Source organism: Pseudomonas sp. CCC4.1, assembly GCF_035019225.1.
Classification (GTDB): Bacteria; Pseudomonadota; Gammaproteobacteria; order Pseudomonadales; family Pseudomonadaceae; genus Aquipseudomonas; species Aquipseudomonas bubulae.
Genome location: NZ_JASJWL010000014.1, coordinates 55,017 through 80,917, shown reverse-complemented (window position 1 = coordinate 80,917; position 25,901 = coordinate 55,017). Strand labels below are relative to the sequence as shown.

21 protein-coding genes and 2 tRNA genes are annotated in these 25,901 nt (G+C 56.8%); 2 read left to right on the top strand and 21 right to left on the bottom strand.

Annotation, left to right across the window (positions count from 1 at the left end; all coding sequences use genetic code 11):
• Positions 1-109 precede the first annotated feature (109 nt).
• The 14 genes from rpsO to rlmE form a co-directional block, all read right to left on the bottom strand.
• Complete coding sequence (rpsO, locus tag QN377_RS08550; protein WP_016783433.1) at positions 110-379, bottom strand: 30S ribosomal protein S15; 270 nt, start codon at positions 377-379, stop codon at positions 110-112.
• A gap of 161 nt (positions 380-540) precedes the next feature.
• Positions 541-1,458 (bottom strand): tRNA pseudouridine(55) synthase TruB, encoded by a 918-nt coding sequence (truB, locus tag QN377_RS08545; RefSeq protein ID WP_095018769.1) that lies wholly within the window; start codon positions 1,456-1,458, stop codon positions 541-543.
• Between the two features lie 3 nt (positions 1,459-1,461).
• Complete coding sequence (gene rbfA, locus QN377_RS08540) at positions 1,462-1,863, bottom strand: 30S ribosome-binding factor RbfA (RefSeq protein ID WP_016783435.1); 402 nt, start codon at positions 1,861-1,863, stop codon at positions 1,462-1,464.
• 158 nt (positions 1,864-2,021) lie between these two features.
• Positions 2,022-4,526 (bottom strand): translation initiation factor IF-2, encoded by a 2,505-nt coding sequence (gene infB / locus QN377_RS08535; protein WP_095002554.1) that lies wholly within the window; start codon positions 4,524-4,526, stop codon positions 2,022-2,024.
• Between the two features lie 27 nt (positions 4,527-4,553).
• Entirely contained in the window at positions 4,554-6,035 is a 1,482-nt protein-coding gene (gene nusA, locus QN377_RS08530; RefSeq protein ID WP_016783437.1) for a transcription termination factor NusA, read from the bottom strand.
• A gap of 47 nt (positions 6,036-6,082) precedes the next feature.
• Entirely contained in the window at positions 6,083-6,541 is a 459-nt protein-coding gene (rimP, locus tag QN377_RS08525) for a ribosome maturation factor RimP (protein WP_016783438.1), read from the bottom strand.
• Positions 6,542-6,682: 141 nt separating this feature from the next.
• Positions 6,683-6,759, bottom strand: a tRNA-Met gene (locus QN377_RS08520).
• 96 nt (positions 6,760-6,855) lie between these two features.
• Positions 6,856-6,941, bottom strand: a tRNA-Leu gene (locus tag QN377_RS08515).
• Between the two features lie 29 nt (positions 6,942-6,970).
• Complete coding sequence (gene secG / locus QN377_RS08510) at positions 6,971-7,354, bottom strand: preprotein translocase subunit SecG (RefSeq protein WP_003439612.1); 384 nt, start codon at positions 7,352-7,354, stop codon at positions 6,971-6,973.
• Between the two features lie 2 nt (positions 7,355-7,356).
• Positions 7,357-8,112: a triose-phosphate isomerase gene (tpiA, locus tag QN377_RS08505; RefSeq protein WP_095002552.1), complete on the bottom strand. Its 756-nt coding sequence runs from the start codon at positions 8,110-8,112 to the stop codon at positions 7,357-7,359.
• 65 nt (positions 8,113-8,177) lie between these two features.
• Entirely contained in the window at positions 8,178-9,515 is a 1,338-nt protein-coding gene (glmM, locus tag QN377_RS08500) for a phosphoglucosamine mutase (RefSeq protein ID WP_095025609.1), read from the bottom strand.
• Between the two features lie 16 nt (positions 9,516-9,531).
• Positions 9,532-10,383, bottom strand: coding sequence for a dihydropteroate synthase (gene folP / locus QN377_RS08495; RefSeq protein WP_095002550.1), 852 nt, complete (start codon positions 10,381-10,383; stop codon positions 9,532-9,534).
• Positions 10,384-10,391: 8 nt separating this feature from the next.
• Positions 10,392-12,299, bottom strand: a complete 1,908-nt coding sequence (gene ftsH, locus QN377_RS08490; RefSeq protein ID WP_016783442.1) for an ATP-dependent zinc metalloprotease FtsH — start codon at positions 12,297-12,299, stop codon at positions 10,392-10,394.
• A 193-nt stretch (positions 12,300-12,492) separates the two neighbouring features.
• Positions 12,493-13,143, bottom strand: a complete 651-nt coding sequence (gene rlmE / locus QN377_RS08485; RefSeq protein ID WP_016783443.1) for a 23S rRNA (uridine(2552)-2'-O)-methyltransferase RlmE — start codon at positions 13,141-13,143, stop codon at positions 12,493-12,495.
• 107 nt (positions 13,144-13,250) lie between these two features.
• Between rlmE and yhbY the strand changes: the two genes are divergently transcribed.
• Positions 13,251-13,559, top strand: a complete 309-nt coding sequence (gene yhbY, locus QN377_RS08480) for a ribosome assembly RNA-binding protein YhbY (RefSeq protein WP_003439595.1) — start codon at positions 13,251-13,253, stop codon at positions 13,557-13,559.
• A gap of 279 nt (positions 13,560-13,838) precedes the next feature.
• Here the strand turns inward: yhbY and greA are convergent, their stop codons facing one another.
• From greA to grpE, 7 genes are all read right to left on the bottom strand, one after another.
• Positions 13,839-14,315, bottom strand: coding sequence for a transcription elongation factor GreA (greA, locus tag QN377_RS08475; protein ID WP_016783444.1), 477 nt, complete (start codon positions 14,313-14,315; stop codon positions 13,839-13,841).
• The gene (carB, locus tag QN377_RS08470; RefSeq protein ID WP_095002549.1) at positions 14,312-17,533 is read right to left on the bottom strand and encodes a carbamoyl-phosphate synthase large subunit; all 3,222 of its coding nucleotides are present in this window, start codon (positions 17,531-17,533) and stop codon (positions 14,312-14,314) included. Before carB ends, greA begins: the two co-directional genes overlap by 4 nt.
• 114 nt (positions 17,534-17,647) lie before the next feature.
• Positions 17,648-18,784: a glutamine-hydrolyzing carbamoyl-phosphate synthase small subunit gene (gene carA, locus QN377_RS08465; RefSeq protein ID WP_016783446.1), complete on the bottom strand. Its 1,137-nt coding sequence runs from the start codon at positions 18,782-18,784 to the stop codon at positions 17,648-17,650.
• A 259-nt stretch (positions 18,785-19,043) separates the two neighbouring features.
• Positions 19,044-19,850 (bottom strand): 4-hydroxy-tetrahydrodipicolinate reductase, encoded by an 807-nt coding sequence (gene dapB / locus QN377_RS08460; RefSeq protein ID WP_095002548.1) that lies wholly within the window; start codon positions 19,848-19,850, stop codon positions 19,044-19,046.
• A 10-nt stretch (positions 19,851-19,860) separates the two neighbouring features.
• The gene (gene dnaJ, locus QN377_RS08455) at positions 19,861-20,985 is read right to left on the bottom strand and encodes a molecular chaperone DnaJ (RefSeq protein ID WP_095002547.1); all 1,125 of its coding nucleotides are present in this window, start codon (positions 20,983-20,985) and stop codon (positions 19,861-19,863) included.
• Positions 20,986-21,305: 320 nt separating this feature from the next.
• Entirely contained in the window at positions 21,306-23,222 is a 1,917-nt protein-coding gene (gene dnaK / locus QN377_RS08450; protein WP_095002546.1) for a molecular chaperone DnaK, read from the bottom strand.
• A gap of 100 nt (positions 23,223-23,322) precedes the next feature.
• Entirely contained in the window at positions 23,323-23,877 is a 555-nt protein-coding gene (grpE, locus tag QN377_RS08445) for a nucleotide exchange factor GrpE (RefSeq protein WP_095002545.1), read from the bottom strand.
• A 252-nt stretch (positions 23,878-24,129) separates the two neighbouring features.
• On the opposite strand from grpE, the gene recN reads away from it, so the two are divergent.
• Entirely contained in the window at positions 24,130-25,812 is a 1,683-nt protein-coding gene (gene recN, locus QN377_RS08440) for a DNA repair protein RecN (protein WP_095018766.1), read from the top strand.
• The last annotated feature ends 89 nt before the right edge of the window (positions 25,813-25,901 follow it).

Sequence of the window (25,901 nt, the reverse complement as noted above, 5' to 3'; positions counted from 1 at the left end):
TCGTAAGAATCCGGGTAGTCCAGATAAAACTTGAGGCTGGAAGCCTGCCATGAGACTGCGGGAAACCCGCAGACACACGACAGACAACCAGCCTCTAGCAACATCGCTATTAGCGACGCAGACCCAGGCGAGCGATCAGCGCTTTGTAACGCTCAACGTTCTTGCCTTTCAGGTAGTCCAGCAGCTTGCGACGCTGGTTTACCATGCGGATCAGACCACGACGGGAGTGGTGATCTTTGCTGTTAGCTTTGAAGTGACCTTGCAGCGTGTTGATGTTAAAGGTCAGCAGTGCAACCTGCACTTCTGGAGAACCTGTATCACCTGGAGCTTGCTGGTAGTCTTTTACGATTTCTGCTTTGTGTTCAACTGTAAGTGCCATTTGGCTTTCCTTTCAATTAGGGCCTGCTTGCGAACAAGACAGATCCAATAGGCCGAGGACAAATCCTCGTATTTAAATGTGAGATGTGACCGTGCCTAATAACAGCCACCCTCATTCCAGTCTGCGCCGGTAATACTACACCCGATGCAGCCTGGTTCCGGTCATTCCGACCGAATCAGTCGACGCGGCGCAATACGCCCGTCTTCGCTCACTTCACCGATACCGATAAAGCGACCGTTGTGATCCTGTACCCGCACCATACCGAACTTCGGAGCATCCGGAGCACGCACCGGTTGGCCATTGAGCCAATAAAACGAGCTGGCTTCCGAGAAGTGCAGCAATGGCCAGTCGAGCAAACCGCTGTCCGATGGCATCAGGAAGCGATCAACCGCTTCATTGCCGCCTTCGGCATGCACCGCCTCCAGCTCTTCCAGGGTAACCGTCTGGGCCAGGCTGAAAGGTCCGGCGTGGGTACGACGCAGTTCTGCAACGTATGCCCCGCACCCCAATTGCTCACCGATATCTTCCACAAGGGTACGGATATAGGTGCCTTTGGTGCAGTCGACGGCCAGGCGCGCAGTGTCGCCTTCGCTGGCCAGTAATTCGAGGCGGGTAATAGTAACAGAACGCGGTTCACGCTCCACCACTTCGCCTGCACGGGCCAGCTTGTAAAGCGGCTGTCCGTCACGCTTGAGCGCAGAGTACATCGGCGGTATCTGGCTGATTTGCCCACGAAAATTGGGTAAAACAGCTTCAATATCGGCGCGACCAACGGTCACCGGGCGAGTCTGCAAAACCTCGCCTTCAGCGTCTGCCGTGGTCGTGGTCTTGCCCAATTGCATCAGGGTTTCATAACCCTTGTCGGAATCGAGCAGGTATTGCGAAAACTTGGTGGCTTCGCCAAAGCACAGCGGCAATACACCGCTGGCCAATGGATCGAGGCTACCGGTGTGCCCTGCCTTCTCGGCATTGAGCAGCCAGCGAACTTTCTGCAGGGCCGCATTGGAAGTAAACCCAAGTGGCTTGTCCAGCAGGATGATGCCGCTGACGTTACGACGGATACGCTTGACCTGAGCCACCGGTTACTCCTTGGTGTCTTCGGGAGCAGTGGTTTCAGGGTGCTGATTGTCTTCAGCCACTGCACGCTCGATCAAGGCGGACAGATGAGCACCACGCACGACGCTTTCATCGTAGTGGAAGTGCAACTGCGGAACGCTGCGCAGCTTCATTTCACGCGCCAGTTGCATGCGCAGGAAACCCGCTGCCGAGTTCAGCACCTTGATGCTCTGGGCGATATCTTCAGCGCTGTCCTGACCCATCACGGTGATGAAGATCTTGGCGTGACCGACGTCACGGCTGACTTCAACAGCAGTAATGGTGACCAGGCCCACGCGCGGGTCTTTGACTTCACGACGGATCAGCTGTGCCAGCTCGCGCTGCATCTGATCGCCAATACGTTGGGTACGGCTATATTCTTTTGCCATGTCTTGTTACCTGTTACTCACCCATGGGAAACCCATGCGGTCTGAAAGCGGCAAACGCCCGGCACGACAGAAGCCGGACCGGGCGTTGCGTTTAGAGTCCAGGCCGAGCGCTGCGCATTTGCATGCGCGGGCTCGTCCTCGCTCTTGAGGCTCGCGAGTTAGAGGCTGCGAGCAACCTGGACCTTCTCGAACACTTCGATCTTGTCACCGACTTTAACGTCGTTGTAGCTCTTGACGCCGATACCGCATTCCATGCCGGCACGCACTTCGGACATGTCATCTTTGAAGCGACGCAGGGATTCCAGCTCGCCTTCGTAGATAACGATGTCTTCACGCAGTACGCGGATTGGACGGTTACGGTGAACAACACCTTCCAGCACCATGCAACCTGCAACCGCGCCGAACTTAGGCGAACGGAACACGTCACGGACTTCAGCGATACCCAGGATGTTCTCCCGAACGTCGCTGCCAAGCATGCCGGTAAGGGCTTTCTTGACGTCTTCGATGATGTCGTAGATGACGTTGTAGTAACGCATGTCCAGGCCTTCCTGCTCGACAATCTTGCGAGCGCCGGCATCGGCACGCACGTTGAAGCCAAACAGTACAGCGTTGGAGGCCAGTGCCAGGTTAGCGTCGCTCTCGGTGATACCACCGACACCGCCGCCCACTACGCGCACTTGCACTTCGTCGTTACCCAGGCCGCTCAGAGCGCCCTGCAGAGCTTCCAACGAACCACGGACGTCAGATTTGAGGACGATGTTAAGCGTCTTCTTCTCTTCCTGGCCCATGTTCTCGAAGATGTTTTCCAGCTTGCCTGCGTGAGCACGCGCCAGTTTCACTTCGCGGAACTTGCCTTGACGGAACAGGGCAACTTCACGTGCCTTCTTCTCGTCGGTCATTACGCTCATCTCGTCGCCAGCATCTGGCGTACCGTCCAGGCCGAGAATCTCGACAGGGATGGATGGACCGGCTTCCTTGATAGGCTTGCCGTTCTCGTCGAGCATGGCGCGGATGCGGCCGTAGTTGGAACCGACCAGTACCATGTCGCCTTGGCGCAGGGTACCGTCTTGAACCAGAACGGTAGCAACAGGACCGCGGCCTTTGTCCAGACGGGACTCAACCACTACGCCACGGCCAGGAGCCGATGGAGTTGCCTTGAGTTCCAGAACTTCAGCTTGCAGCAGTACGGCTTCGAGCAATTCGTCAACGCCGGTACCCATTTTCGCCGAGACCGAAACAAACGGAGTGTCACCACCCCACTCTTCCGACGTCACGCCGTGAACGGACAGTTCGCTACGAATGCGATCGAGGTCAGCACCTGGCTTGTCGATCTTGTTCACTGCAACAACCAGAGGCACGCCAGCGGCTTTCGCATGCTGAACGGCTTCGATGGTCTGCGGCATTACGCCGTCGTCTGCAGCCACAACCAGAATCACGATGTCAGTCGCCTTGGCACCACGAGCACGCATTGCGGTAAACGCAGCGTGACCCGGGGTATCGAGGAACGTGACCATGCCGCGCTCGGTTTCAACGTGGTACGCACCGATGTGCTGGGTAATACCACCGGCTTCGCCAGCCGCTACCTTGGCACGACGGATGTAGTCGAGCAGGGACGTTTTACCGTGGTCAACGTGGCCCATTACGGTCACAACCGGTGCACGGGAGAACGACTCGCCTTCGAACTTCAGGGACTCGGCCAGGGAATCTTCCAGGGCGTTGTCGCTGACCAGAGTCACTTTGTGGCCCAGTTCTTCAGCAACCAGTTGGGCAGTTTCCTGATCCAGTACCTGGTTGATGGTTGCTGGAGTACCCAGCTTGAACATGAACTTGATGACTTCGGCAGCCTTGACCGACATCTGTGCGGCCAAATCGCCGACAGTGATGGTCTCGCCAATCTGCACGTCACGAACTACAGGGCCGGTTGGGCTCTGGAAACCGTGAGCGTTGCGCTTCTTCAGCTTGCCCTTGCCACGACCACCGCGACGGAAGCTGTCGCTTTCTTCGTCGGAAGTGCGCGGAGCAACACGTGGAGTCGGTGCTTTTTCTTTAACCGAGGCACGATGCGGAGCGTTTTTGCGATCGCCGTCACCACTGCCGCGACGATTGTTATCGTCTGCGCGTGGTTTGTCCGGGCGACGCTGTTCGTCACGCTTGCGTGCATCAGCGGCTGGAGCCGGTGCTGGCGCTGCGGCTTGCACAGGTGCAGGCGCTGCAGCGGCCGGAGCCGGTGCTGCAACAGGAGCAGATGCAGGCTGGCGGCGCGCTTCTTCTTCGGCGCGACGCTTGGACTCTTCTTCAGCCTTTTGACGTGCGGCATTTTCTACTGCACGACGTTCATCCATCTCACGTTTGCGCTCGGCTTCGATTTCTTCCGGGCTTTGCTGTACGAAGACTTTCTTCTTGCGTACTTCAACGCTGATGCTTTTGCTGCCAGCTACACGCAGGGTACTGGTGGTTTTACGCTGCAAAGTGATCTTGCGCGGTTCTTCCACTTTAGCCTTGTGGCTGCTTTTAAGGTGAGTCAGCAGAGCCTGCTTCTCACTATCGGTTACATTCTGCTCGGCGGCGTTGTGCGGCAGACCTGCCTCACGCATCTGCTGCAACAGGCGCTCAACCGGTGTTTTGACCTCATCGGCCAGTTGTTTCACCGTGACTTGCGTCATGCATTTCTCTCCTCAGGCCGCGCCTAATTACTCGAACCAATGGGCTCGGGCGGCCATGATCAACTTGCCGGCACGATCATCGTCAATGCCGTCGATGTCGAGCAGGTCGTCAATAGACTGCTCGGCCAGGTCTTCGCGGGTAATTACGCCGCGCACCGCCAGTTCCATCGCCAAATCCTTGTCCATACCCTCAAGCGAGAGCAGGTCTTCGGCCGGATGGGCGTCTGCCAGCTTTTCCTCAGTAGCGATGGCTTTAGTCAACAGTCGATCCTTGGCGCGAGCGCGAAGCTCGTTGACGGTATCTTCGTCAAAGCCATCGATGTTGAGCATTTCTTCCACCGGTACGTAGGCAATCTCTTCCAGGCTAGTAAAGCCTTCATCAACCAGTACCTGCGCCAGGTCTTCATCAACTTCCAGCTCTTCGATGAAGTTGCGCAGGATATCGCCGGTTTCTGCTTGCTGCTTGGCCTGGATGTCCGATTCGGTCATCACGTTCAGGGTCCAGCCGGTCAACTGGCTGGCCAGACGTACGTTCTGACCGCCGCGACCAATCGCCTGGGCCAGATTGTCTGCGCCAACGGCGATGTCCATTGCATGGGCATCTTCGTCGACGATAATAGCCGCCACTTCTGCTGGCGACATTGCGTTGATCACGAACTGCGCCGGGTTGTCATCCCAAAGGACGATATCCACTCGCTCTCCGCCCAATTCGCCGGACACTGCCTGGACACGCGAACCGCGCATACCAATGCAGGCACCTTGCGGATCAATGCGTTTGTCTTTCGAGCGAACGGCTATTTTAGCGCGTGATCCAGGATCGCGGGAGGCCGCCATCACTTCGATCAGGCCTTCGGAGATTTCTGGCACTTCAATGCGGAACAACTCGATCAGCATCTCTGGCGCTGTACGCGACAGGATCAGCTGAGGACCGCGGTTTTCAGTGCGGATTTCCTTGAGCAATGCGCGAAGGCGTACGCCAACACGGAAAGTCTCACGCGAAATGATGTCTTCACGGGCCAGCAACGCTTCAGCGTTGTTACCCAGGTCAACGATCACATTGTCGCGGGTCACCTTTTTAACGGTGCCGGAAATGATTTCGCCCAGACGCTCACGATAGGCATCGACTACTTGAGCACGCTCGGCTTCGCGAACTTTTTGCACGATGACCTGTTTGGCCGTCTGTGCAGCAATTCGACCGAATTCGATAGAATCGATTTTCTCTTCGATAATATCGCCGGCTTTCGCGCCTGGCTGTTTCGCCTGGGCCTGGTCTACAGCCAACTCGTATGCTGGATCATCCAGATCTTCGTCTTCGACCACAGTCCAGCGACGGAAAGTCTCATAGTTACCGGTGTGGCGATTGATTTCCACACGCAGTTCGACTTCGTCTTCAAAACGCTTTTTAGTAGCGGTGGCCAGAGCCAGCTCCAGCGCTTCAAAAATAACGTTTGCCGGTACGCCCTTTTCATTGGACACCGACTCAACAACCAGCAGTACTTCTTTGCTCATCGTACGCCTCGCCTTTCGCAAGCCATTGGATCCGCGGGATCCGCGTCTCAGTCAAAACTGGGAATAATGTTGGCCTTGTCGATCATATCGATCGGCAACAGGAACTCATGGTCTTCAACCTGCACCACGATGTCCTGCTCTTCTACGCCGCGCAGAAGGCCCTGAAAGTTGCGTCGCCCTTCAAAAGGCGAGCGCAGCTTGATCTTCACTTGCTCACCGACAAATTGGGCAAACTGTTCAAGGGTGAACAGCGGGCGTTCCATGCCAGGAGAAGAAACTTCAAGGGTGTATTCAACAGCGATAGGATCTTCGACATCCAGAACGCCGCTGATCTGACGACTCACGATAGCGCAGTCATCCACCAGTACGCCGCCTTCCTTGTCGATATACACACGCAACATTGAATGGCGGCCTTGAGCCGAAAATTCAATACCCCAGCATTCATAGCCAAGGGCCACGACCACCGGGGCCAACAAGTCCTGCAACTGTTCTAGCTTGCTCGACACCTGAACCCCCTAGTGCATGTTTGTGCATGCTGTGCAAAATGAAAAAATGGGCGAAGCGCCCATCTCTGAAACGTCGTTGAATACCGACGCTATAAAGTGTCCAGCTAACAAAAAGCCCCTGAAAAGGGGCTCCGCTGAAACTGGTTGCGGGAGCCGGATTTGAACCGACGACCTTCGGGTTATGAGCCCGACGAGCTACCAGACTGCTCCATCCCGCGACAAAGCTGGAGCGGAAGTATACGGTTGATCCCGTGACGGGTCAATCCAACCTTCCACATACAAGAAAGCCCGCTACTGCGGGCATTCTTGATAATTGGTACCGAGAAGGGGACTCGAACCCCTACACCCTATGGGCACAACCACCTCAAGGTTGCGTGTCTACCAATTCCACCACCTCGGCAATACAACGTTTACATCATGAAACCCGTTTTACTTTTGCTCTTGAGCTGGAGGTACGTCAGTCGCAGGAGTTGCCGACTTTTGCTCTTGAAGCACCGGAACATCATCTGAAGCCGGCTTTTGCACTGGAACTTCCAACACCGCTGGATTTGGCAAACCTACTTGAGTCAGCTGTTCAGCCTTCTCTTTAGCAAAGTAACCTAACCCCAAGCTGGTTATGAAAAAACCTGCGGCAAGTATAGCAGTAAACTTACTAAGAAAGGTAGAGGAACCTTGGCTTCCGAACACAGTATTTGATGCACCTGCGCCGAAAGATGCTCCAGCATCCGCTCCCTTGCCCTGTTGCAGCAAAACCAGGGCAATTACACCCAATGCTGTCAACAGATGAAACACAGTTACGACGTTATCCAGCATTTTCAGTTTCCTGCGGCACGAATGATCGCACCGAACTCATCTGCATTCAGGGAAGCCCCGCCAATGAGTCCCCCATCGATATCCGGCATGCTGAACAGTTCGACCGCATTGGCCGCCTTCACGCTGCCGCCGTATAGAAGCCGCACACCTTGTGCCACTTCAGAATTCTTTTGCGCCAGCTGTGCGCGAATGGCCGCATGCACATCTTGCGCTTGCTGTGGTGATGCGGTCAGCCCGGTGCCAATGGCCCAGACCGGCTCGTATGCAATCACGGCATTTACAAAAGCATCAATGCCAAACTCGTCAATCACGGCATTCAGCTGACGCTCTACCACTTCCAGCGTTTGCCCCGCTTCGCGCTGCTCCAGGGTTTCCCCTATGCACAACACTGGCGTCAAGCCTGAGGCTTGGGCCGCTGCAAACTTGCGATTGAGTGTCTCGTCCTGCTCACCCAGTATCAGGCGGCGTTCGGAGTGCCCCACAAGCACCAGCTTGCAACCTGCGTCGGCCAACTGACTAGAGGAAATCTCGCCAGTCAGCGCGCCCTGCCCCGACTCCACTGCAGCATCCTGAGCACCGACCGAAATCGCTGCGCCTTGCAAGCCATTGATAACACGATCAATAAACAGCTGAGGCGGAAAAACTGCAACATCAACATCGTTTGGCAGGACCAGACCACGCAGACCGTCGATCAGCTCAGCGACGCTGGCGCGGGTACCGTGCATCTTCCAGTTACCAGCTACCATAGTGCGACGCATGCTTTACCTCGTCGGTCAAAGTGGGCGCAGATGTTACCCAACCAAATCAAAGCTGGCAAGCCGAATCAGGCACAAACTTCACTTACCAGTTTTGCCAGCTCTTCGGCGTAGCCGCGAACCATGTTTTCGTCATCGCCTTCGACCATCACGCGCACCAAAGGCTCTGTTCCGGACTTGCGCAACAACACACGACCACGGCCATTCATGGCAGCCGTCACTCGCGCGCACGCCTCCTTCACCGCCGGGTGCTCGACAGGGTCGACGCCACCGGCAAAACGAACATTCAGTAACACTTGCGGGCACTTGCGCAGCGCCTGACGCGACTGGGCCAGGCTTTCATCGCGACGACGCAAGGACAACAACACCTGCAGCGCAGCAATGATCGCATCGCCGGTGGTGGTGTGGTGGAAGCACACGATATGCCCGGAGTTCTCGCCACCTACCAGCCAGTTACGCTCTTGCAGGGCCGCGATAACGTAACGGTCGCCCACATTGGCGCGTACGAACTCGATACCCAGATCAGCCAATGCCAACTCAAGGCCAAGGTTGCTCATCAGCGTACCGACAACGCCACCCTGCAATTTGCCACGCTCGTGCAGGTCACGGGCAATGATAAACAACAGCTCATCGCCATCGACCACAGCACCGGTATGGTCAACCATCAACACGCGATCGCCGTCGCCATCAAAAGCAATACCCAGGTCCGCACCTTCAGCCACCACGGCAGCCTGCAACTGACCCATATGGGTCGAACCGCAGTTTTCGTTGATGTTCAGGCCATCAGGCTGCGCCGACAGAACAACGACTTGAGCACCCAGCTCCTTGAACACACTTGGCGCAACCTTGTAGGTAGCACCGTGGGCGCAATCGAGAACAATCTTCATACCGCTGAATTTGGTGCTGCTTGGCACGCTGCTTTTACAGAATTCGATATAACGGCCCGGCGCATCATTGATCCGCGAGACCTTGCCGAGCTTGTCGGAATCGACAACGGTCATCGGCGCATCCAGCAACTCTTCGATCATCAGTTCAACGTCGTCAGGCAGCTTGGTGCCCTCGCCGGAAAAGAACTTGATGCCATTATCGTCGTGGGGATTGTGCGAAGCGCTGATCACGATACCCGCTTCCGCATGGAAGGTACGTGTCAGGTAGGCAATGGCCGGTGTCGGCATAGGCCCCAGCAACATCACATCAGCCCCGGCAGCCGACAAGCCCGCTTCAAGAGCCGACTCAAACATGTAACCCGAGATGCGGGTGTCCTTGCCTACCAGGATCCGGCAAGCGCCCTTGCTGCGAAACGCCATGCCCGCTGCCCAACCCAACTTGAGCATAAAGTCAGGGGTAATCGGATAAACGCCGACCCGACCACGAATACCGTCGGTGCCAAAATACTTCTTTGTCATAAGTGCTCCATCATTCTTAGTCGGCGGAATCTACCGCTGCGATCATCCGTACCACATCAACTGTTTCGGCAACATCATGGACGCGCAGAATGCGCGCACCCTTGGTCATCGCCAATGCTGCAAGCGCCAGACTGCCATAGAGACGCCCTGCAACTGGCCGGTTCAGTGTCTGCCCGACCATGCTTTTACGTGACACGCCCACCAGCAAAGGCCGACCCAGCGCATGCAAGGCCTCCATATGCTTGAACAGGCTCAAATTGTGCTGCAATGTCTTGGCAAAACCAAAGCCCGGATCGAGCACGATGCGTTCGGCCCCAATGCCAGCAGCAGCGCAACGCGCCATGCTGTCAGCGAGAAACGTCGACACCTCGCCCACCAGGTCTTCGTAATGCGGGTTGTCCTGCATGTCTCCAGGCTCACCGAGCATATGCATCAGGCATACCGGCAAGCCTGTCGCCGCAGCGGCCTGCAAGGCCCCTTCACGGCGCAGCGAGCGCACATCATTGATCAGCCCTGCTCCCAGGCGCGCAACCTCGGTCATGACGATTGGCGCGGATGTATCGACCGAAATAATCACATCCAGTTCCCGGGCAATTCGCTCGACAACAGGAGCAACCCGGTCGAGCTCTTCCTGCGGCAATACCACAGGAGCTCCGGGGCGCGTTGACTCACCGCCAACATCAATCAGGGTTGCACCCGCCTGCACCATCGCCTCTGCATGGCGCAGAGCTGCATCCAGGGCAGCAAAGCGGCCGCCATCGGAAAAGGAATCAGGGGTGACATTGAGGATGCCCATAACATGCGTATGGGCCAAATCAAGAACCCGGTTGCCGCAAGGCAACCGGGTTGAGGACTGAACAGAAGTCATTTCAAGCCTTATTGATCAGCAGCAGGGCCGCCGATAGGTGTTTCCGGGCGCTCGGTTTTATCCAGCGTAGGGGCAGTCGGGGTACCCGAGTTGCCATCTTCCCAGTCACGCGGCTCACGTGGCGGACGACCCGCCATGATGTCGTCGATCTGATCGGCATCGATCGTTTCGTACTTCATCAACGCGTCAGCCATTGCATCCAGCTTGTCGCGATTTTCGGTCAGGATCTGCTTGGCCGTGTTGTAGCACTGATCAATGATGCTGCGCACTTCCGAGTCGATCAGCTTGGCTGTCTCGCCCGACACGTTTGCAGACTGACCACCGCCACGACCCAGATAGGACTCTTCGTCTTCGGCATACATCAGCGGGCCGAGCTTCTCGGACAAGCCCCACTTGGTCACCATGTTGCGGGCAATCTGGCTGGCTCGCATGATGTCGTTGGAAGCGCCGGTGGTCACACCGTCAAAGCCCAAGGTCATCTCTTCAGCGATACGGCCGCCATACAGCGAGCAGATCTGGCTGATCAGCGCACGCTTGGACAAGCTGTAGCGATCTTCTTCCGGCAGGAACATGGTCACGCCCAGGGCGCGGCCACGAGGAATGATCGACACCTTGTAGACCGGATCATGCTCAGGCACTACGCGACCAACGATAGCGTGACCCGCTTCGTGATAGGCCGTGTTGCGCTTTTCTTTATCGGACATGACCATCGATTTGCGCTCGGCGCCCATCATGATCTTGTCCTTGGCCAGCTCGAACTCTTTCATTTCAACAACACGCTTGCCGGTACGCGCCGCGAACAGGGAAGCTTCGTTGACCAGGTTGGCCAGGTCGGCACCCGAGAAGCCCGGGGTACCACGTGCAATAACAGCCGGCTGGACGTCGTCGCCCATTGGCACTTTACGCATGTGTACTTTGAGAATCTGCTCGCGACCACGGATGTCCGGCAAGCCAACCACCACCTGACGGTCAAAGCGACCTGGACGCAGCAGCGCAGGGTCAAGCACGTCAGGACGGTTGGTGGCGGCAATCACGATGATGCCGTCATTCATCTCAAAGCCGTCCATCTCAACCAGCAACTGGTTAAGGGTCTGCTCGCGCTCGTCATGACCGCCGCCCATACCGTTACCACGGTGACGGCCGACAGCGTCGATCTCATCGATAAAGATGATGCAAGGCGCGTGCTTCTTGGCCTGCTCAAACATGTCACGAACACGGCTTGCACCAACGCCCACGAACATTTCAACAAAGTCGGAACCGGAAATAGTGAAGAACGGTACCTTGGCCTCACCCGCAATCGCCTTGGCGATCAGGGTTTTACCCGTACCTGGCGGACCCACCATCAGTACGCCGCGAGGGATACGCCCGCCCAGACGCTGGAACTTGCCCGGATCGCGCAGGAACTCAACCAGCTCGCCCACTTCTTCCTTGGCTTCATCGCAACCTGCCACGTCAGCCAGGGTCGTCTTGACCTGGTCTTCCGACAGCAGCCGCGCCTTGCTCTTGCCAAAGCTCATCGGGCCGCCTTTACCGCCGGCACCGCCCTGCATCTGGCGCATCATGAACATGAAGACCGCAATAATCACCAGGATCGGGAAGCTCGCAACCAGCAACTGGGTCCAGATGCTTTGTTGCTCAGGCAATTTGCCTTCAACGGTGACGTGGTTATCCACCAGGTCGCCGATCAAACCGTTGTCCTGAATCGCCGGACGGATGGTTTTGAAGGTATCGCCATCGCTGCGTTTGCCGGTAATCACGTAGCCATCCACGGCAACGCGCTCGACCTTGCCATCCTTAACTTGCTGGATGAAGTCGGAATAGTTGAGGGTTTGTGGCTCGTTTGGACTGGAGAAGTTGTTCATCACTGTCACCAGGACAGCGGCGATGATCAACCACAGGATCAGATTCTTTGCCATATCGTTCAATTAGCTACCCTCTGAAGCACAAGCCCCGCTACTGAAGCGTGCTTCGCATGATATTCACCGGCATAACTTACTACATTGCCTACAACCCTTGCAGGCTCCGTCTGTAACCCTTTGTGAAACTTTGCCTACACAATATTCGTTATGCCAGATCTGTAAAGCGATTCAAAAAAATCTATCGCCCTTGTTACAGACGTTCATCACTGGCCGAACCTTCAACACCGCGGAAGCCGCGCCCCAGCAAATACTGCTCGCGGGACCTGTCTCGCGACGAGGACGGCTTGCGCATCTGTACCTTGTCAAACAGCTTGCGAATGTCCTTGTGGTACTGATCGAAGCCTTCCCCCTGGAAAACCTTAATCAGAAAATCACCACCTGGACGCAGGACGCGACCGGCAAGATCCAGTGCCAATTCGCACAGAAACATCGCCCGCGGCATGTCGACAGCTGCCAATCCACTCATATTGGGGGCCATATCTGAAATCACAAGGTCTACTTGTGTATTTCCGACGGCCTCGAGGATCTGAGCAAGCACGGCGTCCTCGGTAAAGTCGCCCTTGATGAAGGTCACATCAGGGATGCTGTCCATGTCCAGGATGTCGGAAGCAATCAAACGCCCCTGACCACCGATCAGACGACTGGTCACCTGCGACCAGCCACCCGGGGCTGCACCCAGGTCGATAACGGTCATACCGGGACGAATCAGCTTGTCGCGCTCCTGGATCTCCAGCAATTTGTAGCTGGCACGGGAGCGATACCCGTCTTTTTGCGCCATTTTGACGTACGGGTCGTTGAAATGTTCTTTCAGCCAGTTAAGGCTAGTCTTGGAACGGGCCACGGGCCACCTCAAAAATTTTAAACGGGTCGTGATTAACTGGGCGGTCTGGGACTCGCTCGGGTAAACTGGCCGCCGCTTTTTACAAGATCAGACACAGGGGTCAGATTATGCCGCTCACTCAAGAGCAGAAGAAACAGTACAAATCCATTGGCCACCATCTGAAACCAGTTTTGACTGTGGCTGACAATGGTTTGACTGAAGGTGTTTTAGCCGAACTCGAACGCGCATTGGGCGATCACGAGCTGATTAAAATCAAAGTCAACATTCTGGATCGCGAATCCCGCCTGGAGGCCATTGCAGAACTGTGCAAGGCCGGCAAAGCGGAACTGGTACAGGTTATCGGCAAAATGGCGCTTCTGTACCGCAAGAACGTCAATGTAAACAAGCAACTGTCGAACATCCACCGTTTCAAGTGATGTAGACAAGGGTCAAGGGTGCGCCTGGCGCGCCCTGAAACTCTTCCAGGGCCAAAGCCCGAGAGTCATGCAAGCACTGCCCGCGCAACGCATCAGGCAGCCAGAGACGCCCAACGCACTACTTCCCCACTTGCTCCATGCCACTTCAACAGCTTCGCTGCCAACCGCATTGCGGCCAGCACCGGCAAACAATTCTGTGTGCAACAACCACAGGCCGCCAACCCGGAACACCCGGGCCGACCGCCAAAAAAGTGCGCCCGCACACGGCGGGCGCTCTTCTTAGATGTGACTTACTTTGACAATTTCGTACTCAATGACGCCGCCCGGTGTTTTCACCGCCACCACATCACCCTCTTCCTTGGCAATCAAGGCACGGGCAAGTGGCGAACCAACGGAGATCTTTCCGAGCTTGAAGTCAGCCTCATCTTCACCAACGATCTGGTAGGTCACGCTTTCGTCAGTTTCAACGTTGGCGATCTCGACCGTGGTACCGAAAATCACTTTACCGGTGTGAGGAATAGTCGTTACATCGATGATCACCGCGTTCTGCATGCGGCCTTCGATGTCACGGATACGCGCCTCAACCATACCCTGCTGCTCACGGGCAGCATGGTATTCAGCGTTTTCTTTAAGGTCGCCCAGCTCACGCGCCGTGCCGATATCCTGGCTCAGCTTGGGACGGACAACCTTGGTCAGATGTGCGTGTTCTTCTTCCAGGGCTTTGGCGCCCTGGACCGTCATTGGGTACTTGATCATGCCTTTAATCCTGCGTGTAGATCCTGCAAGCGACGTACGGTTTTTTCAGGACCGAATTTAAGCGCTTCACAGATCGCTTCGCCAGCAGCAATAGTCGTGGTGCAGTAGATCTTGTGCTGCAGCGCGTTGCGGCGAATGGAATAGGAGTCAGCAATCGACTGACGTCCTTCGGTAGTGTTGATGATCAAGGTTACTTCGTCGTTCTTGATCATGTCGACAACGTGCGGACGACCTTCGGTCACCTTGTTCACACGACGTACTTTCAAGCCTGCTGCTTCGATGAACTTGGCAGTGCCAACGGTCGAAACGATTTCAAAGCCCAGGTTGATCAGGTCGCGGGCAACGCCGGCCACCAGCGGCTTGTCGTCGTCGCGCACGCTGATGAAAGCAGTACCGCCAGTCGGCAGCACTTCGCTTGCACCCATCTGGGCCTTGGCAAACGCTTCGCCGAAGGTATCGCCCACGCCCATCACTTCACCGGTGGACTTCATCTCAGGGCCGAGAATCGGGTCAACACCCGGGAATTTGGCGAACGGGAAGACCGCCTCTTTCACGCTGTAGAAGTTAGGAATGATTTCTTTGGTGAAACCGATTTCCTTAAGGGTTTTACCGGCCATTACGCGAGCTGCGATCATCGCCAGGGAAACACCGATGCACTTGGAGACGAAAGGAACGGTACGCGATGCACGCGGGTTCACTTCGATCACGTAGATATCTTCGCCCTGCAGAGCCAATTGCACGTTCATCAGGCCGACAACGCCCAACTCCAGAGCCATTTTCTTGACCTGCTCGCGCATCTCGTCCTGGATGTGCAGCGGCAGCGAGTACGGCGGCAGCGAGCAAGCGGAGTCACCGGAGTGAACGCCAGCCTGCTCGATGTGCTGCATGATTGCGCCGATCACTACATCAGTACCGTCGCAGACAGCATCCACGTCCATTTCGATGGCGCAGTTGAGGAAGTGGTCCAGCAGCACGGGGCTGTCGTTGGACACTTTCACTGCGTCACGCAGGTAGCGCTTGAGCTCGTCTTCTTCGTAAACGATTTCCATCGCACGGCCGCCCAACACGTAGGAAGGACGAACAACCAGCGGGTAACCGATCTTGCCAGCGGCACGAATGGCTTCGTCTTCGCTGCGCACAGTAGCGTTAGGCGGCTGACGCAGGTTCAGGCGCTCAACCATCTGCTGGAAGCGCTCACGGTCTTCTGCACGGTCGATCGCGTCAGGGCTGGTACCGATGATCGGCACGCCGGCTTCTTCCAGGGCACGCGCCAGTTTCAGCGGGGTTTGGCCGCCGTACTGGACGATCACGCCTTTTGGCTTCTCGACACGCACGATTTCCAGCACGTCTTCCAGGGTGACGGACTCGAAGTACAGACGATCCGAAGTGTCGTAGTCGGTGGAAACGGTTTCCGGGTTGCAGTTGACCATGATGGTCTCGTAACCGTCGGCACGCAGCGCCAGAGCGGCGTGAACGCAGCAATAGTCAAACTCGATACCCTGGCCGATACGGTTCGGGCCACCGCCCAGAATCATGATCTTGTCACGATCCGAAGGGTTGGCTTCGCACTCTTCCTCGTAGGTGGAGTACATGTAGGCGGTGTCGGTAGCGAACTCGGCTGCGCAGGTGTCAACGCGCTTGTAGACCGGGAACACTTCCAGCTTGTGGCGGTGGCGACGCAGGTTCTTCTCGGTCACACCCAGCAGAACGGCCAGACGCGCGTCGGAGAAGCCCTTGCGCTTGAAGCGGTACATGGCGTCGCGATCGATCGACGACAGGGCCATGGTCTTGATTTTTTCTTCGTCCTTGATCAGATCTTCGATCTGTACCAGGAACCAAGGGTCAATCATGTTCATGCCGAAGATATCTTCAACGGTCATGCCGGCGCGGAACGCGTCAGCCACGTACCAGATACGCTCGGCGCCCGGCACGGTCAGCTCGCGCTTGAGCACGGCCATGCTTTCCGGGTTGCTCAGGTCCAGCTTTGGATCAAGACCGCTGACACCTACTTCCAGACCGCGAAGGGCCTTTTGCAGGGATTCCTGGAAAGTCCGGCCGATGGCCATGACTTCGCCCACAGATTTCATCTGTGTGGTCAAACGGGCGTCAGCCTTGGCGAACTTCTCGAAAGCGAAGCGCGGCAGCTTGGTCACAACGTAGTCGATGGACGGCTCGAAGGACGCAGGCGTAGCGCCGCCGGTGATTTCGTTTTGCAGCTCGTCCAGGGTGTAACCGATCGCCAATTTGGCAGCGATACGAGCGATCGGGAAGCCGGTGGCTTTCGATGCCAGCGCCGACGAACGCGATACACGCGGGTTCATTTCGATCACGACCATACGGCCGGTGTCCGGGCAGATACCGAACTGAACGTTGGAACCGCCGGTTTCAACGCCGATCTCACGCAGTACCGCCAACGAGGCGTTACGCATGATCTGGTATTCCTTGTCCGTCAGGGTCTGTGCCGGAGCAACGGTGATCGAGTCACCGGTGTGCACGCCCATCGGGTCGAAGTTTTCGATCGAGCAAACGATGATGCAGTTGTCTTTTTTGTCGCGGACAACCTCCATCTCATACTCTTTCCAGCCGATCAGGGATTCGTCGATCAGCAGCTCTTTGGTTGGCGACAGGTCCAGACCACGGGTGCAGATCTCTTCGAACTCTTCACGGTTGTAAGCAATACCGCCACCGGTGCCGCCCATGGTGAAGGACGGACGAATGATGCACGGGAAGCCCAGTCGCTCGAGGACCGCATTGGCCTCTTCCATGGTGTGGGCGATACCGGAGCGCGGGCAATCCAGGCCGATGGACTTCATGGCCTTGTCGAAACGCGAACGGTCTTCAGCTTTGTCGATGGTGTCAGCGTTGGCGCCGATCATTTCTACGCCGAACTTCTCGAGCACGCCTTCGCGCTCCAGGTCCAGTGCGCAGTTCAGAGCTGTCTGGCCGCCCATGGTTGGCAGCAGTGCATCCGGACGCTCTTTTTCGATGATCTTGGCAACGGTCTGCCACTTGATCGGCTCGATGTACGTGGCGTCAGCCATGTCCGGGTCGGTCATGATAGTGGCAGGGTTGGAGTTCACCAGGATGACGCGGTAACCCTCCTCGCGCAGGGCTTTGCAGGCCTGGGCGCCGGAGTAGTCGAATTCACACGCCTGGCCGATAACAATCGGGCCAGCGCCGAGAATCAGGATGCTTTTTATGTCTGTACGTTTTGGCATGGGTTTGTCACTCAAATCCGCAGGTCAGTCGGCAAGCTGTCAATCAGGTTCCTGAAGCCCCCTGGGGGCCACCGAAATTCGGGGCCGCCACAGGGCGCTGCAAAAGGAGGCTAATTAACGGCGCTTGGCCATCTCATTGATGAAGCGATCGAACAGCGGTGCAACGTCGTTCGGGCCAGGGCTTGCTTCAGGGTGACCCTGGAAGCTGAAAGCGCTTTTGTCGGTCAGCTCGATACCTTGCAGGGTGCCGTCGAACAGCGACTTGTGGATGGCGCGCACATTGGCTGGCAAGCTCGCTTCGTCTACCGCAAAACCGTGGTTCTGGCTGGTGATCATTACAACACCGGTGTCCAGATCCTGAACCGGGTGGTTTGCACCGTGATGGCCATGACCCATTTTCACGGTCTTGGCGCCGGAGGCCAGGGCCAGCAGCTGGTGACCCAGGCAGATACCGAAAACCGGAATCTCGGTGGTCAGCACTTGCTTGATTGCTGTGATCGCGTAGTCGCAAGGCTCAGGGTCACCCGGGCCGTTGGACAGGAACACGCCATCCGGGTTGAGTGCCAGAACGTCACTGGCCGGAGTCTGTGCCGGAACCACGGTCACGCGGCAGCCGCGCTCAACCAGCATGCGCAGGATGTTCCACTTTACGCCGTAGTCATAAGCGACCACGTGGTAAGGCAGCTCGCTGGCTTCGATGGTCGGGTGACTGTCGGTAGCCAGATTCCAGACGCTGGAGCGCCACTCGTAGGCTTTTTCGGTGCTGACGACTTTCGCCAGATCCATGCCCTTCAGGCCCGGGAAGCCGCGGGCCGCTGCGATGGCAGCTTCTTCAGAAATGTTGTCGCCCGCCATGATGCAACCGTTCTGCGCGCCTTTCTCACGCAGGATGCGCGTCAGGCGGCGAGTGTCGATACCGGCGATAGCCACAACATTGTTGGTTTTCAGGTAGTCGGCCAGCGACATGGTGTTGCGCCAGTTGCTTGCAACCAGCGGCAGATCACGAATTACCAGACCTGCGGACCAGACACGATCAGACTCGGCGTCTTCCGGGGTAGTACCGGTGTTGCCAACATGCGGGTAAGTCAGGGTCACGATTTGCTGAGCGTAGGAAGGATCCGTCAGGATCTCCTGGTAGCCAGTCATTGCGGTGTTAAACACCACCTCACCAACGGTTTGACCGTCGGCCCCAATGGCTTCGCCGCGAAAAATGCTGCCATCAGCGAGGGCGAGTATGGCTTGCTTAGTCAAGAAGACCTCCCGTAAATAAAGCCTGAAAGGGCGATCGCAGGTTGTAAAAAAGCGGAGTGACGTATGGACACGTCACCCCGCTTCTTCATCGAATTATCTGCGCGCTTTTAGTGGACACACTAAAGCTGTAGCTTACAGAAAAAGGCTTTTTTGGTCTACCGCTAAAGAGTCTAAAAGACAGGGGAATGCGACAGAACATCGCTTAGCGGTTAAAAATCGGGCTACTGGCGCGCCAACAGCCCGATTTTACAGAGGTTACTCAGCGCAGGTCGAGCACATCCTGCATGTCATACAGGCCAGGCTCGCGCCCTTGCAGCCAGAGAGCAGCACGAACAGCACCCTTGGCAAAGGTCATGCGGCTGGATGCCTTGTGGGTAATTTCCAGGCGCTCGCCTTCAGTGGCGAACAAGACCGTGTGATCACCCACCACATCACCGCCGCGCACCGTGGCAAAACCGATGGTTTCGCGCTCACGGGCACCGGTATGGCCTTCACGACCATAGACCGCAACCTTTTGCAGGTCACGACCCAGCGCATCAGCAATCACCTCACCCATGCGCATCGCGGTACCCGAAGGCGCGTCGACTTTGTGCCGATGATGAGCTTCGATGATTTCGATATCGGCATCCTCACCCATCACCCGCGCCGCCATATCCAGCAGCTTGAACGACAGGTTGACGCCGACACTGAAGTTGGAAGCAAAGACAATCGCAATATCCTGGCCAGCCTCGACCAGCAACTGCTTCTGCTCGGCATTCAGCCCCGTCGTACCAATGACCATGGCCTTGCCCAATTTGCGACACACCGCCAGGTTGGCGAGCATCACTTCAGGCAAGGTGAAGTCGATCAGCACGTCGAAATCAGCCGCGACCGCTTGCAGGCTTTCGGACAACGGCACGCCGATGCGCCCGATAGAAGCCAGCTCACCGGCATCAGCCCCCACCAGGGAGCTGCCAGGACGCACGATGGCCGCCGTCAGCCCGCACAGCGGCGAACGCTGCTGCACCGCATCGATCAAGGTCTTGCCCATGCGCCCGGCAGCGCCCATCACAGCTATACGTCGCATCTACCGCTCCTTACAGGTCGCCGAAAAAACGCTTTACGCCTTCGAACCAGCCAGTGGCGTTCGGCGAGTGACTGCTGTCACCTTCCAGCGTGGTGCGGAACTCTTCCATCAGCTCACGCTGACGGCGGCTCAGCTTGACCGGGGTTTCGATCACCACACGGCACATCAAGTCGCCAGCACCGCCACCCCGTACAGGGGCCACACCCTTGCCACGCAAACGGAACTGCTTGCCGCTTTGTGTGCCTTCCGGGATTTTCAGCTTGACCCGACCATCCAGTGTCGGCACTTCAATTTCAGCACCCAGCGCAGCGTCGGCAAAGTTGATTGGTACTTCACAGAACAGATGCTTGCCGTCGCGCTGGAAAATCGCGTGCTCGCGCACATCGATCACCACATACAGGTCACCCGTAGGCCCACCCTGCACGCCCGCCTCGCCTTCGCCCGACAGACGAATGCGGTCACCGGTATCAACACCAGCCGGCACTTTCACAGAAAGGGTTTTGTATTCTTCTACGCGGCCTTCACCACGGCAGCTCTCGCACGGATCAGAAATCACCTTGCCTTGACCGTGGCAGCGCGGGCAAGTCTGCTGAACCGCGAAGAAACCCTGCTGCATGCGCACCTGACCAATACCGCCACAGGTGGTACAGGTCACAGGCGAAGAACCTTTCTTGGCGCCCGAACCGTCACATGGTTTGCAATTGACCAGTGTAGGAACGCGGATATTGACCGTAGTACCGCGTACGGCTTCTTCCAGATCCAGCTCCAGCGTGTAGCGCAAATCGCTACCGCGCTGAGCGCCACCCCGGGAGCCGCCACGACCACCGCCAAAGAAGTCGCTGAACACATCACCGAAAATATCGGAGAAGTTCTGACCGCCGAAACCTGCACCGCCGCCGCCCATTTGTGGATCAACACCGGCATGACCGTATTGATCGTAAGCAGCACGTTTACTGGAGTCCGACAGAACCTCGTAAGCCTCGTTGGCCTCTTTGAACAATTCTTCCGAAGCCTTGTCATCCGGATTACGGTCCGGGTGATGCTTCATCGCCAGGCGACGATAAGCCTTTTTCAGCTCTATCTCGGTCGAGGTGCGTTCAACACCCAAAATTTCGTAATAGTCGCGCTTTGCCATAATTCTTTGCACTCTCAAGGACGTTCGACAAAACCCTCCCGAGCCTCGCCAAACCCGCCAAGCCCGAAAAGGATCAGACCCGACTCACGTCTTTTCAACGATATAGGTTTGTGTTTAACAGCCAATGCATTGGCCGCCAGGAGCGGTTACTTCAGGCCGGAAAACAGAAAAGATCCAGACCAAACCGCCAGCATTCGACTTTGTCGCATGCTGTAAAAATTTCGGTACTCCAGACACGCCAACGCGGGAGCAAGCTCCCGCGCGGCGACATCCTACCAGTCACCGCGCAAACGCGGTCAACCGGGCGACAAACAAGCTGATTACTTGTTGTCTTTTACTTCTTCGAACTCAGCGTCGACAACGTCGTCCGCTTTTTCAGCCGAATCAGCTGGCTTGGCCGCTGCGTCTGCCGGGTTCGCCTGCTCGGCGTACATTTTCTGTGCAACCGGAGCCGATACCTTGGACAGCTCTTCAACCTTGGCTTCGATAGCCGCCTTGTCGTCGCCTTTAACAGCGGTTTCAAGTGCAACTACAGCAGCTTCGATTGCAGCTTTCTCTTCCTCGGTCACTTTATCGCCAGCATCGACGATCATTTTGCGAGTCGAGTGAACCAGTGCATCGCCCTGGTTACGTGCAGCTGCCAGCTCTTCGAACTTGCGGTCTTCCTCAGCGTTGATCTCGGCATCGCGAACCATCTGAGCGATTTCTTCCTCGGACAGACCCGAGTTAGCCTTGATCACGATCGACTGAGACTTGCCAGTCGCCTTGTCTTTTGCACTTACGTGCAGGATGCCGTTGGCATCGATGTCGAAGGTCACTTCGATCTGAGGCACGCCACGTGGAGCAGGTGGAATGTCAGCCAGGTCGAACTTGCCCAACGACTTGTTCTGTGCAGCTTGCTTACGCTCGCCTTGCAGCACGTGAATGGTCACAGCGCCCTGGTTATCGTCTGCAGTCGAGAACACTTGCGATTTCTTGGTAGGAATCGTGGTGTTTTTCTCGATCAGGGCAGTCATTACGCCACCCATGGTTTCGATACCCAGAGTCAGCGGGCTCACGTCCAGCAACAGAACGTCTTTAACATCACCGGCCAATACCGCGCCCTGGATAGCAGCACCCATTGCAACAGCTTCGTCCGGGTTCACGTCTTTACGTGCTTCCTTGCCGAAGAACTCGGTTACCAGCTTCTGTACCAGCGGCATACGAGTCTGGCCACCGACCAGGATCACGTCGTTGATTGCGCCAACGTCGATACCGGCGTCTTTCAGCGCGATGCGGCAAGGCTCGATGGTGCGTTGAACCAGGTCTTCAACCAGCGATTCCAGCTTGGCGCGCGAAATTTTCACGTTCAAGTGCTTAGGACCGGTGGCATCTGCAGTGATGTAAGGCAGATTCACGTCAGTCGACTGGCTCGAAGACAGTTCGATCTTGGCTTTTTCCGCAGCTTCTTTCAGACGCTGCATCGCCAGCGGGTCACCTTTAAGGTTCATGCCGCTTTCTTTCTTGAACTCGTCAACCAGGTAGTCGATCAGACGGATGTCAAAGTCTTCACCACCCAGGAACGTGTCACCGTTGGTTGCCAGCACTTCAAACTGGTGCTCGCCATCCACTTCGGCAATTTCAATGACCGACACGTCGAAAGTACCGCCACCCAGGTCATAAACGATGACAGTGTGGTCGCCTTTCGCTTTATCCATACCGTAAGCCAGAGCAGCTGCGGTTGGTTCGTTGATGATGCGTTTTACGTCCAGACCCGCAATACGGCCGGCGTCTTTGGTCGCCTGACGCTGGCTGTCGTTGAAGTAGGCCGGAACGGTGATTACCGCTTCAGTCACTGGCTCGCCGAGGTAGTCTTCGGCGGTTTTCTTCATTTTCTTCAGAATTTCAGCCGAGATTTGTGGCGGAGCCATTTTCTGGCCGTTCACTTCAACCCAGGCGTCGCCGTTGTCAGCCTTGGCGATCTTGTACGGAACCATCTGAATGTCTTTCTGTACAACTTCTTCGTCAAAACGACGACCGATCAGACGCTTCACCGCGTACAGGGTGTTATGCGGATTGGTCACTGCCTGACGCTTGGCCGACTGGCCAACCAGAATTTCGCCATCATTGGCGTACGCAACGATCGACGGCGTAGTACGCGCGCCTTCTGCGTTTTCGATAACTTTTGCTTTACCGTTTTCCAGAACCGACACACACGAGTTGGTGGTCCCGAGGTCAATACCGATAATTCTGCCCATGTTTACTCTCCCTAAATTTGAATTTTGTTGCCGCAGCAGTAATGACCAACTGCGGCACTGCTTAACGCTTGACTTCTAAATGGGGGCCTTGTGGCCGATTTCAAGCCTGCTCGTCAATCGATGGCGAAACCGGCGCTGGCGCCTTGCTGACTACGACCATAGCCGGGCGCAGCAAGCGACCATTGAGCTGATAACCTTTTTGAAACACCTTGAGCACACTGTTTGGCTCCAGGTCTGCGCTTTCCTGCATTGCCATCGCCTGATGATGCTCGGCATTGAAGGGTTCGCCGTGCGGGTCGATGGCTTCCAGCTGATAGCGCTTCAGGGTGTCCTGGAACATTTTCAGGGTCAGCTCGATCCCTTCACGCATCGGACGGATGTTTTCATCGTCCGGGCTGGACAGCTCAAGACCGCGCTCCAGGCTGTCGATCACCGGCAACAGGTCGCCAGCGAATTTTTCCAGTGCAAACTTGTGAGCCTTCTCAACGTCCTGCTCGGCGCGGCGGCGAACGTTCTGCAGATCGGCAGCTACGCGCAGAGCCTGATCGTTAGCGGCTGCCAGCTGCTCTTCAAGCACCTGCACGCGGGTTGCCAGATCTTCGCCAGCTACTTCGGCTTCCTGGTTCTGCGTATCCATAGTCTGTTCGTCTGCCATAGATTTCTCCTTTCAAACTTCGTCCGCGAGCTCGACTCGCGCTTGTGCCAAGGTATATGGGGTCGCAATTCTCAGGTTCAAGAGCCAAAAACCCATAAAAGGCATGTTTGGCGAACCACCCTCCCACTGCCGAAAAAACCAAACGAGCTAAGAACCCGAATAAAACAAGCAAATCGAACTAAACACAGCCATTGTCAGCACGAAACAAAACACTGTATAAATAACCAGACATTACGTTTTGGAGCAGCTCCCATGCTGGTGCACCTGTCCGTACACAACTACGCCATCGTTGAACATCTCGATCTGGAACTGGATCGCGGGATGAGTGTAATCACTGGCGAGACCGGTGCCGGCAAATCGATCATGCTCGATGCATTGGGCCTCACCCTGGGCGACCGCGCCGACAGCGGCGTCGTGCGCCCCGGGGCCGACAAGGCCGATATCCTGGCCACGTTCGACCTGCAGGATATCCCCGAAGCCCGTGCCTGGCTGGCCGAGCGCGACCTTGAAGGCGACGGCCCGTGCATCCTGCGCCGGGTCATCACCGCCGAAGGCCGCTCGCGCAGCTATATCAACGGCACGCCCTGCCCCCAGGGCGACCTCAAGGTCCTGGGCGAGCTGCTGATCGATATCCACAGCCAGCACGAACACCAGTCGCTGCTCAAGCCCGATACCCATCGTCGCCTGCTCGACGAGTTCGCCGGTGCCACCGACCTGGCCCGCCAGGTACAACTGGCTGCACAACGCTGGCGCCAGACCAAACAAGAGCTTGAGCACCTGTCCAACTCCGGCGACGAACAGCGCGCGCGCCATCAGTTGCTCAGCTATCAGCTTGAAGAGCTGGAGACACTCTCGCTGGGAGAAAACGAACTGGAAGAGTTGGAGCAGGAACATAAAAACCTGACCAACGCCGAAACCCTGCTGACCATCTGCCGCCAGGTAGTCGAGCAATGCAGCGAAAGCGATTCCGGCAACGTGCTCAATGCATTGACGGCCAGCCTCAACCGGCTTTCGAGCATCAACAGCAACTCCGGCTCACTGGGCGAAGCCACCGACCTGCTGGCCAGCGCACAGATTCAGGTCGAAGAGGCCGTCGGCGAGCTCAACCGCTTTATTGACCACTTCGACGCCGACCCGGGCCGCCTGCAGTATCTCGAGGAGCGCCTCGACACCATTTATACCCTGGCACGCAAACATCGGGTTCAACCCACCGAAGTGGCCGCCTTGCAGCAAAAACTGCTGGATGAGCTCGAAACACTCAACGCCAATGATGAAAATGTCGAGCGTCTGGCCAATGAGCTGACCTCCTATACCCGCCACTATCAAGAGTGTGCCCGCGAACTCAGCAATTTGCGCAACCTGGCCGCGACACGCCTGAGCAGTGCCGTCGAAGAAGAGATCCAGCGCCTGGGCATGCCTGGCGGCCGCTTTGTGATCGAACTGCGCCCGCAAGCCAGCAGCGACCCGGCGCCCTTCGGCCTCGAACACGTTGAACTGCTGGTGAGCGCCAACCCCGGCCAACCGCTCAAAGCCCTGGCCAAAGTGGCCTCGGGCGGCGAACTGTCGCGTATCAGCCTGGCCATTCAGGTCATCACCGCACAAACCTCCCGCGTACCGACCCTGGTGTTCGACGAAGTGGACGTGGGCATTGGGGGCCCCACTGCCGAGATCGTCGGGCAACTGCTGCGCCGCCTGGGCGAACGCGGCCAGGTGCTGACGGTCACTCACTTGCCGCAAGTGGCAGCGCAATGCCATCAACATCTGTTTGTCCATAAGGTTCGCGAGAGCGATACCACCCGCACGGCCGTGGCCAAACTGAGCAAAAAAGAGCGCGTAGAAGAAGTCGCCCGCATGCTTGGCGGTATCGACCTGACCAAGGAATCCCTGGCCCACGCCAAAAAGATGGTGATCACTGCAAAAAATCTTGCAGCTTAACGACGAACGGTCATGAAATAACCGATATCAGAAAGCACGAAGGCGGCCCTTGGGCCGCCTTCGATCGTTTCGCGAACCGTAATTCGCGT